We start from the raw sequence: 13,928 nt of genomic DNA, 5'->3' as shown, positions 1-13,928 counted from the left end.
AAAAAGATATAAAAGTGAATTTTTAATCCAAAAACTTTAGTTTTGGGTTGACATGAGCGCGCAAAAGCCTTAAAAATAACCACATACAAAAATTGTAATTTAAACAGCATTTTATTTTAAAGAGCAAAACATCATGAACACACAATTTCGTCTTTTAGTCTTACTCGTACTGGTCTTAGTGATAAGCCCAGCGGGGATGTATTAAAAGGTGAAATATGCTTTTTAAAACCCTCGCACTACGCGGGGGTTTTTTTTTGCATAAATCAGTCAACAGAGGAATGAGGATGAGTAAACAAGAATATAATGGCTCTGAATTGGTTGTTAAGTCATTAAAAGAGTTAAACGTTAAGTATATATTCGGTTACCCCGGTGGCTCAGTATTAGACTTATATGATGCGCTATTTCAGCAAGATGATATTGAACATATTTTAGTCCGTCACGAACAGGCCGCCACACACATGGCCGATGGTTACGCAAGAGCAACCGGTGAAGTCGGTGTTGTACTTGCCACTTCTGGACCAGGGGCAACAAACTGTGTAACAGGCATAGCAACTGCGTATATGGATTCTATTCCGATGGTGGTGTTATCAGGTCAAGTGCCAACCAACTTAATTGGCGATGACGCGTTTCAAGAAACGGATATTGTTGGCTGCTCTCGTCCGATTGTAAAGCATAGCTTTAATTGTAGAAGCGCTAGTGAAATTCCCAATATTCTTGCTAAAGCCTTTTATATTGCCAGCTCAGGTCGCCCAGGCCCAGTTGTCGTTGAACTTCCTAAAGACATGCTTAACCCTGAGCTAACCTTTGCTTACAACTTTCCAGCGGCAACAGAACTCAGAACCTACAACCCTAATACCAAGGGTCACTCTAAACAAATTCGTAAGGCCGTTACTGCTATTTTAGAAGCGAAAAAGCTGGTTATTTATTCTGGTGGCGGAATTGTGCTTTCAAATACATCAGAGCAACTAACCCACTTAGTCGAATCGCTTAATGCCCCTATTACCAATACCCTAATGGGACTAGGCGGTATATCAGGCATTCACCCTAACTTTATTGGTATGTTGGGTATGCACGGTACATTAGAAGCAAATAAAGCCATGGCCAATGCTGATGTTATTTTAGCCCTTGGCGCACGATTCGATGATCGGGTTACCAATAACGTACAAAAGTTTTGCCCTAATGCCACTATCGTGCATGTAGATGTCGATCCGACTTCAATTTCCAAAACCATAAAAGCACATATTCCGGTTGTTGGCTGTTTAGCCACGGTACTTGAACAGTTACAAACTGCTATAGATAAAAGCCCAATAAAAATAGACCGCAGTGCACAAGAAGATTGGTGGCGACAGGTGATCAGTTGGCGCGAACAAAAATGCTTAAACTACAATACCGATGGCGATAAAATTAAGCCTCAAGCAGTTATAGAGGCTATTTATAAAGCGACTAATGGTGATGCTTATGTCAGTTCAGATGTGGGCCAACACCAAATGTTTGCAGCGCAGTATTACCCATTTAAGCACCCTCGTCAGTGGATCAACTCAGGTGGCTTAGGCACCATGGGCTTTGGCTTACCAGCAGCTATGGGGGTTAAGCTCGCCTTTCCGGATAAAGAGTCTTTATGTGTGACTGGCGATGGCTCTATTCAAATGAACATTCAAGAGCTTTCTACTTGTTTACAATACAACTTAGCGGTAAAAGTGATCTCGTTAAATAACCGTTCACTAGGTATGGTTAGACAATGGCAAGATATGATTTATGGCGGCAGACACTCATCTTCATATATGGAATCACTTCCTGACTTTGTAAAACTTGTAGAAAGTTACGGCCATGTAGGAATACGAGTCAATACACTGGATGAATTACAGCCGGCAATAGACAAAGCCATGTCGATAACCGATAGATTAGTGTTTTTAGATATTTTAGTAGACGAAAAAGAACATGTTTACCCGATGCAAATTAAGCACGGTGGCATAGATGAGATGTGGTTAAGAAAAGGAGTAAAGGCATAATGCGTCGTATATTATCTATATTATTAGAAAATGAACCCGGTGCGTTATCACGTATAGTGGGGCTTTTTTCTCAACGAGCTTACAATATTGATAGTTTAACTGTTGGAACCACTGATGATGAGTCACTCTCGCGTATTACTGTCACCACTAAAGGCGATGATAGAATTGTTGAGCAAATCACCAAACAGGTAAATAAACTGGTCGATGTACTTAAGGTGATTGATTTAACCGAAATGAGCCACATAGAGCGCGAACTGTTACTAGTAAAAGTATTTGCTCAAGATGAAGCTACGCGAGCTGCTGTAACACGGGTTGTAGATGTATTTCAGGGCGCTATTTTAGATATGGGGCGTCAAAGTTACAGCTTACAATTGGTAAGCAGTACCGATAAAATAGAGTCGTTTTTAGATACCTTACGTCATGAAACAGACATTATAGAAGTGGTTCGCTCTGGCGCGGTCGGCATTGGTCGCGGAGATAAGGCGCTTAAAGCTAAATAAGCGTTAAATTTACGGCAAAAAAAAAGGGCTTAATAGCCCTTTTATTATTTTTATAAACCTAAACCTTATAGGTTTACTTGGTCTTTAAGACCTTTACCTGGTTTAAAGCTTGGAATAGTCGCTGCTGAAATTTGGATTTCTGCACCTGTTTGTGGGTTACGACCTGTGCGAGCAGCACGTTCTTTAACTGAAAAAGTACCAAAACCAACTAATGCAACAGAGTTGCCTTCTTTTAGTGAAGAAGTTACAGCGCCTGTGAATGCATCAAGTGCACGTGTAGCGGCTGCTTTAGAGATTTCTGCGTCAGTAGAGATTTTTTCAACTAGTTGAGCTTTGTTCATTATTAGATTCCTATTCGTTATTATTTTGCCTTCGCAAATCCTATCTTTATGCATTTTCGAAGAGTTAGCAACAGCAAATTACGTTTTTTATCTAAAATACTAAAAAATTAGTAAAATTATAATAATTCACTGTAAAATACAGCGAGTTGGGTTAACAAAAACTTAATTTAAGCACAAATATAGTGCAGCTATGCACTGTGATGAGTCGCTATATTTTTTCTATTACTAAGGTCACTTCCCCGACCTCAACGCCAAACTTAACAATAGATGTGCGGTTTATCAAGCGCGTGTTGGTGACTAAATACATCCAATCATCAAAGTTAACTTCAAAAGTGCTGCCATCGTAAGGAATTTCTACATTGTAGTTCCAATGAAAAACACTGCCTTCACTTTTGCCTGTGGCCGTGCCTAAAACATCAGAAGCATTACCGGTTAACGTGTTGTCGTCGTTTAAGGTTATTTTCCAAATACGTTTTTGGGTTTCGCCGTCATCATAAACGAAGTCTTCCTCAATAACGCCTTGGTTGCCATCCCAAGTAGCGCTCAAGTCTACAACAAGCTTTCGGGTTAATTCGCCTTTAAAGTCTTGTACAACACCGTAGGCTTTTAAATCGCCGCTAAAAAAAGTCTTAAAATCGAAATTAGGTTCTGAGCCTTTGTAATGCTCTACACTCGGCGCTGAACAACTTGCAATAAAGAAGCTTACTACAAGCAGCAAAGTTACTTTTATACGTTTTAGATTAATCATATTAAATCCCTAAAAGTTGATTTCTAATCGATGGTTCTGAGGTGTTCTCACTTAGCCAAATAGCTAAGAAGTCATCGGCAAAAGTGGTGTCTTCTATGCGGCCTATTTCATTGTCATTGTGAAAGAAAATACTGTGTCCTTGCTGATCGGTCAGCAAGGTTAACGATTCACCCTTTTTAATGTCTGGCCATATGGCTAATAATTTATCTGCATAGCGAGCTGATAATTGTGATTTACCTAAATGTTGCCATTGCTCTTTAGTGGCTTTTACAATGTCTTTAGCATCAAAGTCGCGCAGGTAAGTTAAAGTAAATTTAACCGACGCTTGCTTGGGACTATAAGATCCAGAGGGAGTAAAAAGCGTTGCATCATAAACATCCCAAAAAAGGTATTCCATACGTGCCTCGCCCACTTTGTTAAACTGAGTATCAGCATAAGCAGCATGGTTAAACAGGGCATAAATTAGTACTAAATTTAAAAGCGTTTTCATAATCAGCTCCAAGCAGTAAATACAATTGTTTTATTGCTTAATAAACGCGCCAATTTTACCGTTAATAAATAAAATAACGCTAAACGTTGCAGCCCATAAAGCACCGTATAAAGGCCAAAATTGCCATAGCGGCAAGCCAAGTTCTAACACGTCGAATCGCGCCCCCGCCCAATAACTTCCTGGTGCAAACGCTAAACATACAATAAACGCTTGCCAAGGTTTGAGGGTTGTTAAAAACGACATTGAGGTGTTAATACATAGCAATAAAGCAGCCCATAAAAACACTAACCAAAGCGGAAATGGCGCTACTTTAAATTCAATCAGACCGAACTTAACCGCGATAAATTCACCTAGTAAGGCTAGTGGTAAGCACTTTAGAAGCAAAAAAGCATCCTGTTTTTTTTGCGCTGACAAATAAAACATTAATGCAATGACTACTGTTGAATAGACAATTGAATGCTGTTCAAGCAGTAGGCATAAAAACCACACTACTTGAAACAGTACAAAATTAATAAGCGAGTGCAATCTCATCATTACTACTCGTAAAACGGGGTTTGCGTGCCATTAAATGCACGGTACTTGTTGCGCGTGTTCTAAATGCGCCCTCGCAATAAGCAAAGTAAAATAGCCATAAACGATAAAATCGCTCATCAAATTTATTACTATCGAGGTTTGGCCAACTTGCAATGAAACGATCTCGCCAATCAGCAAGGGTTCTTGCGTAGTGAGCACCAATATCGCTAACTGTGTGGATATTCATATCGGTATGATTTTTTATTTGCTCACTCATTTCGTTGAGCGAAGGCAAACACCCACCAGGAAAAATATACTGCTGAATAAAGTCAGAATTTTTTAAATAATGCTGGTAACGCTGATCGCTAATTGTAATTGCTTGAATAAGCATAGCACCGTCGTCTTTTAATAGCTGACCGCACTGAGTGAAAAAACTAGGCAAGTACTCATGACCAACCGCCTCTATCATCTCAATTGATACTAGCTTATCGTATTTACCGGTTAGTAAACGGTAATCTTGTTTGAGCAAGGTTATTTTGTTTTCAAGCCCAAGCTCTTTAATTTTATTTGCAACATAATCGTGCTGTTCATCAGAGATGGTAGTGGTTGTTACATGGCAGTCGTAGTGAGTAGCCGCATAAATTGCAAATGCTCCCCAACCTGTACCAATTTCAATGACAGTGTCGCCTTGTTGTAACTCGACTTGTTCACAAATACGCTGTAGTTTGTATTGCTGTGCTTGCTCGAGGGTGGCGTCTTTACTTGGGTATACGGCACTTGAATAAAGCATTTCTTTGCTTAAAAAAGACTCGTATAAGTCATTGCCTAAGTCGTAGTGTGCAACAATATTCTTTTTAGAGCCCGAGTGAGAGTTTTTATTTTTAATGTGGTTTATACGATGAGCAATGTTACTAAAAAAAGCGAATTTCTTTTCAAATGCGTCTAGTTGGTCTTGGTTAATTGCAAAAATTTCTATCAACCGAGTTAAGTTATCACACTGCCACTGCCCTAATATGTAAGATTCTCCCGCGCCAATACTTCCCGAGAGCGCAAATGCTTTATACATAGCAGTATCATTAACGGTTACCGTTACTTTAAGCTCTGATGACATATCGCCAAATACAGACTGCTGATTATTGTCTACAAGCACTATTTGGCCTGTTTCAATAGACGAGAACGCTTTGAATACTAACTTCTTGTATAAGTTAGTAAACCAACTTGTGCGTTCTTGAACGCGTAAGCTCGATACCTTTTCCATACACTTACCTATATTATTGTTATTACTTGTTAAACAACATAAATTAATAAAAAATTATGATCTACCTGAATGACCTAAAAATGGGACTTTTTTAACAAATAGTTTAAACGCTTGGTAATAAATACCTTTGAAAATAGACCATGTCATTGCTGGAAAACGCTTAAGCAATTTATTCATTTGTTCACAGCTCAGTGTTTGACGCTGTAACCTTAGTGATGCGTCAAAAAGTAAATCGTCATCACGCTTATTTTCTATACGTATCAGTATATTGTCTTGCTTTTGCCGGACAGTCCAATGGTAGTTCATATCTAAGTTCATGAAAGGTGATACGGAAAAAACTTTCTTAAAGTTCACTTTTTTTTGTAGTGGAACCAAGTAGTAATGTCGCTCATTCCATGGGGTATTACTCACCTCAGCGACCATGTAGCTAAATTGATTATCGTCATGGCCAAAAAAATAAAAATTAACGGGGCTAAAGTAAATACCCAAGCAGCGTAACTGCCCTAACATATAAACATGACTGAACTTTTCTGTAACCCCTAGCGCAGCTAACTGAGCGTGAGCACGCTCTACAATGGGGTTATTGTCAGTATTCGCCAATCCTTTCAAATAATCAGACTGTTTAAATTTTAAAGCCTTAAATCCTGTGGTACCAAGTTGTTTATGTACCCCGTTAAGTGCTTCGATGTTATTTAAGTCAACCCACATCATATAAAGCGGGTAATTAAACGCGTGGTGTTTAACAGCAAAACGGCGATGTTTAACATCGCCTAAATACACTGCATTAGTCAAACTCTACTCCAAGTTGCTTGGCCACATCAACGGCGCTGCGCACACCATCCTCATGAAAACCGTTGTACCAATACGCTCCGCAAAAGTACGTGTTATTTTGTCCATCAACGGTATGCTTTTGCTGTTGAGCGGCAATAGATGATTGATTAAATACCGGATGATGATAGGTAAATTCACGTAAAATTTTACTCTGATTAATACCTTCTAAGTGGTTCAAGGTAACGCAGAACTGTGTATCTGATTTGATCCCTTGCAGTATATTCATTTGATACGTAACCACCGCCGCTTTATCGGTATTGTTATTGAGCAAATAATTCCAACTTGCCCATGCGGCTTTTCTATCCGGTAATAATGATTCATCAGTGTGAAGTACTACTGAATTTTCTGTGTACGGGATAGCACCCAAAACAGTGGTTTCTTGCTCACAAGGATCGCCAAGCAAAGCTAAAGCTTGATCAGAGTGACAGGCAAAAATGACTTTATCAAACTGTGCTTGCTGATCATCTGCAAAGGTAATTGTTACGCCTTCTGCGTTTCTAGTGACAGACTTAATGTGACTGTTAAGTTTTATGTTGTCGGCAAAACCGGCAATTAAAGGCTTAATGTATTCTCGCGAGCCACCGGGAATAACGTACCATTGAGGTCTATTAGTAATGTCTAGCAAACCATGGTTAAAGAAAAACTTTACAAAAAACTCAACCCCTACATTTTCCATTTCTTTAATGCTAGTAGACCAAATGGCAGCACCCATAGGTAAAATGTAGTGGTATTTAAAGAAATCATTAAAACGATGTTGTTGTAATAATTGACCTAGTGATTGCTCTGTGTAGTGACCTTTTGCGTGCAAAGCCTTACATAACTTATTAAAACGCACGATGTCATACAATAAACGCCAAAATTTAGGTCTAACTATATTTCTGCGCTGAGCAAATAAACTACTAAATGTATGCCCATTGTATTCAAAGCCGGTTGCTTCGTTATGCACACTAAAACTCATTTGTGTCGGTTTACGTTTTACACCAATGCGTTCAAGCAACTTTTCAAAATAAGGGTACGTTCTATCATTAAATACAATAAACCCCGTATCTACCGCGTAATTAATACCGCTGTGCTCTACATCTACAGTTGCGGTGTGACCACCAATATAATCATTTTTTTCAAATAATGTGACATCGTAATGCTTGTGCAGTAAATGTCCGCAGGTTAAACCTGATACGCCAGTCCCAATTATTGCTATTTTTTTCAACGGGTTAATCCTTTTGCAATTTTAAGCCAAAGCGAAAGTGGCAATATTCGCAATGCTTTAAGTATAAGTGTAAAACGATAGGGGAAATGAACTTCTTTGCGGCGTTTAGCGACGCCTTTTATTATATAGTCAGCCGCTTTTTCGGCTGTAACAGCCATCGGCATAGGGAAATCATTTTTATCAGTTAAAGGGGTTTTTACAAAACCAGGGTGTACTAATGTCACATCAACATCGGTTAAATCTATCGCTAGGCTCTTAGCTAAATAACTAACGCCTGCCTTTGATGCACCGTAGGCTTCTGAACGTGGTAATGGTAAATAAGTAACACTTGAACTAACCATTACTAATTGCCCGCCAGAGACTATTTTTGGTAAAAGCGCCTCTAAGCAGTAACCCATTGATAACAAGTTAACGTTAATAACGCGCTCAAATAAGGCGCTATCAAAATTACGTGCATCGTCAACATACTCGCAGTTGCCAGCATTAAGAATTACGCGATCAAATTGTGGGTAGCCGAGAGTGGCAGCTTTTATATCTTGCAAATTGGTTGCATCAAACTGGCAGGTTTCTATGTTGTTATGTTTGGCAAGTTCAGCGAGCTTTTGCGTATTTCGTCCACACGCAATGACTGTATCACCCTGCTCAGCATACTTAATAGCAAGTTTCTCACCAATACCCGACGTTGCACCTGTAATAAGGGTAATCATAGTTAACCAGCCCTTTTATCAATAAAATTAATGATATTACCTAGTAATGGGATATGCTTGTATAACAGCTCACCAGCATTAAAGTAATCTCGATGTTTTACAATCTTGTCGCCTTCAAATACCAACTTGCTGTGCCCTTGCACTGTGATGGTTTTACCGGCATTCAGTTTTGGGTGAGAGTAATACATTGTCCAATACACAAATGCGTTATTATCGTTGGTAAATGAATCGGTTATGTCAAATCGACAATCCTTAACATTACTGTATAAACCACAAAAATAACGCCTTAAATCTTCTAGACCATTAATTTCGTGCAGCGGATCTATAAATTGTATATTTTTTGCATAAATTTCGGTTAATAACTCAAGGTTATTTTTATCAAGCTTTTGATATATTTCTACAAATTTATCGACTGATAATTGGTTATCCATATCACACCTTAAATGCATCTAAAGCCCTAGCTCGTGCTGCTTTATGATCAACAATTGCCGGCCAGTAACAGTGTTCACTTTGCCCCGTTGCTGCTAAATAGGTATGAGGAAAATGAATGTGTTTATCTGGGACTTTTTCTAATTCAGGCAGATATTTACGAATAAATTGACCACTTGGATCAAAGCGTTCACTTTGAGTAATAGGGTTAAACACTCTAAAATAAGGCTGTGCATCACAGCCTGTACTTGCCGCCCATTGCCAGCCGCCATTATTCGAGGCTAAATCACCATCAATAAGGTGCTGCATAAAAAACTGCTCGCCCTTACGCCAGTCGATTAAAAGATGTTTAGTTAAGAAACTTGCCACTACCATTCGCAAACGGTTGTGCATCCAACCAGTTTGCAATAGCTGTTGCATGGCAGCATCAACAAGTGGATAGCCAGTGCGGCCTTCACACCAAAGCTTAAACTCAGCCTCATTATCACGCCAAACAACACTATCGTACTTTTCGTTGAAATTAGCACCGCGCGATAATTTAGGAAATTCGGCAATGAGGTGTTTATAAAATTCACGCCAAATCAGCTCGTTCACCCACGTAAAGGTTTTACTTTTTGAGGTAGTCAAAATATCTGGATACTGCTGTTGTATGTTGACCATTAACTGCTTACTGCTAACAACCCCTAATGCTAAATATGGGCTTAAACCCGAGGTTCCTTTTACACTGGGTATATCGCGTACATCATCATAACTTGCTAATTTATCATGGATAAAATTATCGACCACATTCGCTAAAGTGTCGTCATCAACCGGCCATTTTTTTGAACTGTCATCACTGCTGAGTAATTCACACGATTCAATATCAATAGGGTTTGAAGATAATGGCCACGGCGCCAAGCTAAAGTGAGTATCTTGATACTGTTTTAACCACGCCCGCTTAAAGGGCGTGAACACTTTATACATTTCATTGTTTTGTGTGCGTACACTGCCAACAGGTGCAATGATGTCACCTTCGTATAAAGTAAATGTTATTTGCTGTTGATCGCATTGCGCTTGAATCGCTTTATCTCTATTAAACTCATTAAGTTCATATTCTTTATTGGCTAATATGTGTTTAATCTCATACTGCTGACAAAATTCGAGAAGCTTAGTTTGGCAGTCTGTGAAATAAGGAACCTCTATCACGTGTAAATTAATGCCATACTCAGCTAATTTTTCACGGATATAACTGACTCTGCGTTTTAGCAAATCAATTTGAATTGGTGCAGTGTTATGCTGTGCCCATTGTTTTTCGCACACAAAAAAAATGGTGTGTTTAGCACCATTATTTAACGCTTCAATAAGCGCTTCGTTTGAAAAAAGGCGCAAATCGCGCCTAAACCAAAATAGTGTATTCATTACAAACCGTAACGTAACTTTAATTCATTAGGATAAGGGTTAAAGTATATTTGCTTGCTTAAATATTCATTAGGATGAACCTTTAAGTGATGCTTAAGCAAGGTTAGTGGTACATAAAGCGGTACCAACCCTTGGCGATATTCGTCTATTGCATCTCGCATTTCTTCTTTTTCGATTTTCGATAAATCTTTTTTGAAGTAACCTTGCAAGTGCATTAAGGTGTTTGAGTTGTTTTTTCTTGACGCTGGACGTTTCAACGCTGTCATTAAACCGAGAATATACTCATCAGCTAATGCGTTTATATCATCACCTAAATAAGTACCAAGCAAGTGGCCTAAGTCACGGTAAGCTTGATAGTTATGAGCCATCAACAAGTATTTGTATTGCGCGTGAAACTGAGTTAACCGATGAACTGTAATGGGTTCTTTCACCAACTGCTGCCAGTTATATAATGTATAAACACGCATAACAAAATTTTCGCGTAAATGAACGTCGTTCAAGCGACCGTTTTCTTCACAGGGCAGTAATGGGTTGTGTTTCATGATTTGTTCTGCAAAAAAACCAATCCCTTCAGAGGTGTTACCGGTTCCTGCTTCATTGTAAATTTTAACGCGCTCCATGCCGCAACTCGGGCTTTTAGCACAAAAAACAAAACCACTTAAATGACCAGCTTGCTCTGTGGCTATTTTTTTGCCGTATTCTGTTAGCTGAGGGCCAACATCACCTGTACCATCTGGACGACACACTTTAATAGTATCAGCAGTTCTTACTTGACGAATTGTCGGGCGCGGTATAGGTAAGCCAACCGCAACCTCAGGACAATACATTTTATATTCAACATGTTTTGCCAGCTCTTCCATACAAAAGTTAGATTTTTTGTGGCCGCTGTCAAACCTTACCTTTTCGCCTGCTAAGCAGGCGCTAATACCTATTTTTATTGTATCTGTTTGCATAGATTCTCTTAATAAATCAAGCTGCCAATTGGATTAAGCAACTTGCTAAGTCCTTTATTGAAATGTAACGCACTACTAACAACAGTAAAGCACAAACATCCCTCTTTTGTTAAAGGAGTATGTTTATGACGGCCATCTTGCCAAATAAAATCACCTGGTACATAACTGCCTTCTTCATCTGTAAATTCGCCATCAAGAAGAAGCGTAACTTCAAAACCTGTATGTGTATGCTCAGGAATTTCACCGCCTGCGTCTATGTGCAATAAACTCGAGCGCAAATGCCCATCGTCAAGCGCTATACGTGAACGAGCAAGCTTACCTACTTGTGTAAATTTGCTATGAGAAATACGTGTTAATGCTCTTGGTAAGCTGTAATTATAGTCATTCACTTCAATAGTAACAGGTTCAACGGCATAAACTTCATCAATCGAATCGTCTGACGTGATTAATTCAAGCAACCCTGAGTCCGCTATATCGTCGCTTTGCTCATCGTTATTAACATTCATGTTGTCACTAAACACTGCTTTTGCATTACTTGCCTCGAGTTTTTCAACCTCAGCTTGGCATATTGGGCACATATCTACATGAATAGATACGGCTAAGCTTAGTGATGCGGGAAGTGTTGCTGCACAGTATTGTGTCAGTAGTGATTCACTCGGGTGATGTTTAATCATGCTGATCTCCCATTTCATTACGTAATTTCTGCAAGGCTAAACGTAATCGTGATTTTACCGTGCCTACTGGAATGTTTAATTGTTGAGCAAGCTGCTCTTGCGACATATCTTGAAAGTAAACACCGCGTACCACTTCTCTTTGTGCTTGTGGCAGTTTATCTAGGTAGCGCTTAATTTGTTTATCTTCAAGGTGGTCACTGTATTCGTGATGTGTATCTTCTGATTCATTCAATAACGGCCAGATGTCTTCGCTGATATTTTCTTCTTTGTTGCTTTTCATTTTTCGAAGCATATCAAAAGACGCATTACGCATTACCGTATAAACCCACGTAGTGGCTGCGCCTTTGTCGCTGTTGTACAAATGAGCTTTTCGCCACACTGAAGTGAGCGTTTCTTGCACCAACTCCATTGCTTGGGCTTCTACACCAAACTGCTTAATGCCAAAGCGTTTGATCTTTGGTGCAAAATATTCAAACAAGTACGCGAAGGATTTTTTATCACGAGATTGGGCTACATTAACTAATGCTTCCCTGAGTTCAGTACTTGGCGTTTCTGGCATGGCAGTATACTTACCTGTGTTAGGTTCACAACGTAATGTTTGTTGTTGACTTACCATAGTAAAATGTCCCGTTATAGCTTTTGTAAGTACCATTACGAGCTAAGATTATAAGCGGATCAAAATTATTTTAGGCAAATTCGTTATTAATCACAGTATGGAGGAAATTCAGCAAGTTATCAAAATTAGTTTCAAATGCAAGTTGTTGTTTTTTCTCAATAGAAATAGGGAGAAGCTCAAGCCATCTGGCAACAACCCAAGTAAGTTGATTAAACTGGGTATGTTTATAAAGAGACTGTAGCTGTGGGTTATTAGAGAATACTTCTTCTAGTGCCACTTGAAGTAGTTGATGTTCACCAATGTCATGGTTACTGCTGTTGTACCAATAAGGTGTATTGCACGCAGAGACCTCGCCATGGCGTAACTCCTGTTCGTCTTGGTACACGTTATCTAGTTGCACACTTTTTGATGCAAAAACATCAATCAACAGCATACCGCTTTCGTCTTGGTCGAAATCAATAATATCCATTAAACACCCTTGGGCGCTTATATTAAATGGTGTGTAGTGTTCGAAGGTGCAAAGTACAAAACCGCTGTTTGTTTTTAATGCGTTTTTAACCATCGTCAAATAACGAGGCTCAAATATACGTAATCGCGTATAGCCTTCAGGTAATATAAAAATCGGTAATGGGAAAATCGCACGTTTCATAAAGTCTACTTCTTTCAAACACTCTGCCTTTATTTACGTGCGCTCTATTGAAGTCGATCAGCTTTAGTTACATCGATTGTTTTACCGTGTAAGTGCATTCGCTAATTAAACCTCGTTCCCACATTTTTTATCATGTAAGCGATGTAATAAACACTCAGTACACTTGCCACTGGCGCCAACATCAGGGCTAACAATTCGAACTCGCTGTTCATCACTTATTCCCTATTTTTATTGCTTTTTTTGTGTTTTTACTACAAGTTGCTTTTCATCAATGCCACTATTATCAACAACTGGGTTGGTTTGTAGTAAACCATCTAAAATAGCTTGGGCATTAAAAGAAACAGCTTCTTTTACTGACTGTTCAAGTTCATGGGTTGCTTGTGATACATAAGTCGTCACCGTTTTAGTCAACATATCTGTAATATCTAAATCGACCTCTGTTGCATGTACTTGAGATGAACCTAATAAAAGTAAACTAGCCAGTGTCATGTTAATTGAAGTTTTCATAATGTTATTCCTTGTTTGTTTATTGGTTAATACACCAAGATACAATCAAGGGCTGTGCCATAAAGAAAAAAATCAATAAACCTTTGTTTTATAAAGAT

The 13,928-nt window shown here is 39.0% G+C and carries 17 protein-coding genes; 2 read left to right on the top strand and 15 right to left on the bottom strand.

Translation table 11 applies throughout. The features are described 5' to 3' along the window. Positions 1 to 284 precede the first annotated feature (284 nt). Both A9479_RS18490 and ilvN read left to right on the top strand, forming a co-directional pair. The gene (locus A9479_RS18490) at positions 285 to 2,009 is read left to right on the top strand and encodes an acetolactate synthase 3 large subunit (protein ID WP_013463266.1); all 1,725 of its coding nucleotides are present in this window, start codon (positions 285 to 287) and stop codon (positions 2,007 to 2,009) included. Beyond that, positions 2,009 to 2,509, top strand: coding sequence for an acetolactate synthase small subunit (gene ilvN / locus A9479_RS18485; protein WP_013463265.1), 501 nt, complete (start codon positions 2,009 to 2,011; stop codon positions 2,507 to 2,509). The genes A9479_RS18490 and ilvN overlap by 1 nt, the downstream gene beginning before the upstream one ends. 65 nt (positions 2,510 to 2,574) lie before the next feature. Here ilvN and A9479_RS18480 read toward each other — a convergent pair whose 3' ends face one another. The 15 genes from A9479_RS18480 to A9479_RS18410 all read right to left on the bottom strand — a co-directional run bounded on the left by A9479_RS18480 (position 2,575) and on the right by A9479_RS18410 (position 13,830). Further along, positions 2,575 to 2,850: an HU family DNA-binding protein gene (locus A9479_RS18480; RefSeq protein WP_008112559.1), complete on the bottom strand. Its 276-nt coding sequence runs from the start codon at positions 2,848 to 2,850 to the stop codon at positions 2,575 to 2,577. Positions 2,851 to 3,058: 208 nt separating this feature from the next. Next, on the bottom strand, positions 3,059 to 3,598 hold the full coding sequence (locus tag A9479_RS18475; protein WP_064664227.1) for a DUF3833 domain-containing protein: 540 nt from the start codon (positions 3,596 to 3,598) through the stop codon (positions 3,059 to 3,061). Between the two features lies 1 nt (position 3,599). Beyond that, positions 3,600 to 4,088 (bottom strand): chalcone isomerase family protein, encoded by a 489-nt coding sequence (locus A9479_RS18470; protein ID WP_064664226.1) that lies wholly within the window; start codon positions 4,086 to 4,088, stop codon positions 3,600 to 3,602. Between the two features lie 30 nt (positions 4,089 to 4,118). Then, positions 4,119 to 4,619, bottom strand: coding sequence for a DUF2878 domain-containing protein (locus tag A9479_RS18465; protein WP_064664225.1), 501 nt, complete (start codon positions 4,617 to 4,619; stop codon positions 4,119 to 4,121). Then, positions 4,597 to 5,859: a cyclopropane-fatty-acyl-phospholipid synthase family protein gene (locus tag A9479_RS18460; protein ID WP_024600867.1), complete on the bottom strand. Its 1,263-nt coding sequence runs from the start codon at positions 5,857 to 5,859 to the stop codon at positions 4,597 to 4,599. Before A9479_RS18460 ends, A9479_RS18465 begins: the two co-directional genes overlap by 23 nt. A gap of 54 nt (positions 5,860 to 5,913) precedes the next feature. Continuing rightward, positions 5,914 to 6,651 (bottom strand): DUF1365 domain-containing protein, encoded by a 738-nt coding sequence (locus A9479_RS18455; RefSeq protein ID WP_064664224.1) that lies wholly within the window; start codon positions 6,649 to 6,651, stop codon positions 5,914 to 5,916. Further along, positions 6,644 to 7,897, bottom strand: a complete 1,254-nt coding sequence (locus tag A9479_RS18450; protein WP_064664223.1) for an NAD(P)/FAD-dependent oxidoreductase — start codon at positions 7,895 to 7,897, stop codon at positions 6,644 to 6,646. The genes A9479_RS18455 and A9479_RS18450 overlap by 8 nt, the downstream gene beginning before the upstream one ends. Further along, complete coding sequence (locus A9479_RS18445) at positions 7,894 to 8,604, bottom strand: SDR family NAD(P)-dependent oxidoreductase (protein WP_058156005.1); 711 nt, start codon at positions 8,602 to 8,604, stop codon at positions 7,894 to 7,896. The genes A9479_RS18450 and A9479_RS18445 overlap by 4 nt, the downstream gene beginning before the upstream one ends. A 2-nt stretch (positions 8,605 to 8,606) precedes the next feature. Then, positions 8,607 to 9,035 carry a nuclear transport factor 2 family protein gene (locus tag A9479_RS18440; protein WP_013463257.1) on the bottom strand — a complete coding sequence of 143 codons (429 nt, stop codon included), beginning with the start codon at positions 9,033 to 9,035 and terminating at the stop codon, positions 8,607 to 8,609. A gap of 1 nt (position 9,036) precedes the next feature. After that, the gene (gene phrB, locus A9479_RS18435; RefSeq protein ID WP_064664222.1) at positions 9,037 to 10,431 is read right to left on the bottom strand and encodes a deoxyribodipyrimidine photo-lyase; all 1,395 of its coding nucleotides are present in this window, start codon (positions 10,429 to 10,431) and stop codon (positions 9,037 to 9,039) included. Continuing rightward, positions 10,431 to 11,384, bottom strand: a complete 954-nt coding sequence (locus A9479_RS18430; protein WP_028834794.1) for a DUF523 and DUF1722 domain-containing protein — start codon at positions 11,382 to 11,384, stop codon at positions 10,431 to 10,433. The genes phrB and A9479_RS18430 overlap by 1 nt, the downstream gene beginning before the upstream one ends. 8 nt (positions 11,385 to 11,392) lie before the next feature. Next, complete coding sequence (locus A9479_RS18425; protein ID WP_064664221.1) at positions 11,393 to 12,058, bottom strand: ChrR family anti-sigma-E factor; 666 nt, start codon at positions 12,056 to 12,058, stop codon at positions 11,393 to 11,395. Then, entirely contained in the window at positions 12,051 to 12,674 is a 624-nt protein-coding gene (locus tag A9479_RS18420; protein ID WP_013463253.1) for a sigma-70 family RNA polymerase sigma factor, read from the bottom strand. The genes A9479_RS18425 and A9479_RS18420 overlap by 8 nt, the downstream gene beginning before the upstream one ends. A 70-nt stretch (positions 12,675 to 12,744) precedes the next feature. After that, positions 12,745 to 13,323: an LON peptidase substrate-binding domain-containing protein gene (locus tag A9479_RS18415; RefSeq protein WP_064664228.1), complete on the bottom strand. Its 579-nt coding sequence runs from the start codon at positions 13,321 to 13,323 to the stop codon at positions 12,745 to 12,747. A gap of 228 nt (positions 13,324 to 13,551) precedes the next feature. Next, positions 13,552 to 13,830: a hypothetical protein gene (locus A9479_RS18410; protein WP_064664220.1), complete on the bottom strand. Its 279-nt coding sequence runs from the start codon at positions 13,828 to 13,830 to the stop codon at positions 13,552 to 13,554. Between the last annotated feature and the right edge of the window lie 98 nt (positions 13,831 to 13,928).

The sequence above is a fragment of the Pseudoalteromonas sp. MQS005 genome, from assembly GCF_001661605.1.
Taxonomy (GTDB): Bacteria; Pseudomonadota; Gammaproteobacteria; order Enterobacterales; family Alteromonadaceae; genus Pseudoalteromonas; species Pseudoalteromonas tetraodonis.
This window is presented reverse-complemented; position numbering and strand designations above follow the sequence as displayed.

What these genes read in the sequence shown, in the direction of transcription:
- A9479_RS18445 (WP_058156005.1), bottom strand. Translation starts at nt 8,604, where the DNA reads ATGATTACCCTTATTACAGGTGCAACGTCGGGTATTGGTGAGAAACTT.
- A9479_RS18415 (WP_064664228.1), bottom strand. Translation starts at nt 13,323, where the DNA reads ATGAAACGTGCGATTTTCCCATTACCGATTTTTATATTACCTGAAGGC.
- A9479_RS18465 (WP_064664225.1), bottom strand. Translation starts at nt 4,619, where the DNA reads ATGAGATTGCACTCGCTTATTAATTTTGTACTGTTTCAAGTAGTGTGG.
- A9479_RS18470 (WP_064664226.1), bottom strand. Translation starts at nt 4,088, where the DNA reads ATGAAAACGCTTTTAAATTTAGTACTAATTTATGCCCTGTTTAACCAT.
- A9479_RS18440 (WP_013463257.1), bottom strand. Translation starts at nt 9,035, where the DNA reads ATGGATAACCAATTATCAGTCGATAAATTTGTAGAAATATATCAAAAG.
- phrB (WP_064664222.1), bottom strand. Translation starts at nt 10,431, where the DNA reads ATGAATACACTATTTTGGTTTAGGCGCGATTTGCGCCTTTTTTCAAAC.
- A9479_RS18480 (WP_008112559.1), bottom strand. Translation starts at nt 2,850, where the DNA reads ATGAACAAAGCTCAACTAGTTGAAAAAATCTCTACTGACGCAGAAATC.
- A9479_RS18460 (WP_024600867.1), bottom strand. Translation starts at nt 5,859, where the DNA reads ATGGAAAAGGTATCGAGCTTACGCGTTCAAGAACGCACAAGTTGGTTT.
- A9479_RS18425 (WP_064664221.1), bottom strand. Translation starts at nt 12,058, where the DNA reads ATGATTAAACATCACCCGAGTGAATCACTACTGACACAATACTGTGCA.
- A9479_RS18420 (WP_013463253.1), bottom strand. Translation starts at nt 12,674, where the DNA reads ATGGTAAGTCAACAACAAACATTACGTTGTGAACCTAACACAGGTAAG.
- ilvN (WP_013463265.1), top strand. Translation starts at nt 2,009, where the DNA reads ATGCGTCGTATATTATCTATATTATTAGAAAATGAACCCGGTGCGTTA.
- A9479_RS18490 (WP_013463266.1), top strand. Translation starts at nt 285, where the DNA reads ATGAGTAAACAAGAATATAATGGCTCTGAATTGGTTGTTAAGTCATTA.
- A9479_RS18410 (WP_064664220.1), bottom strand. Translation starts at nt 13,830, where the DNA reads ATGAAAACTTCAATTAACATGACACTGGCTAGTTTACTTTTATTAGGT.
- A9479_RS18430 (WP_028834794.1), bottom strand. Translation starts at nt 11,384, where the DNA reads ATGCAAACAGATACAATAAAAATAGGTATTAGCGCCTGCTTAGCAGGC.
- A9479_RS18475 (WP_064664227.1), bottom strand. Translation starts at nt 3,598, where the DNA reads ATGATTAATCTAAAACGTATAAAAGTAACTTTGCTGCTTGTAGTAAGC.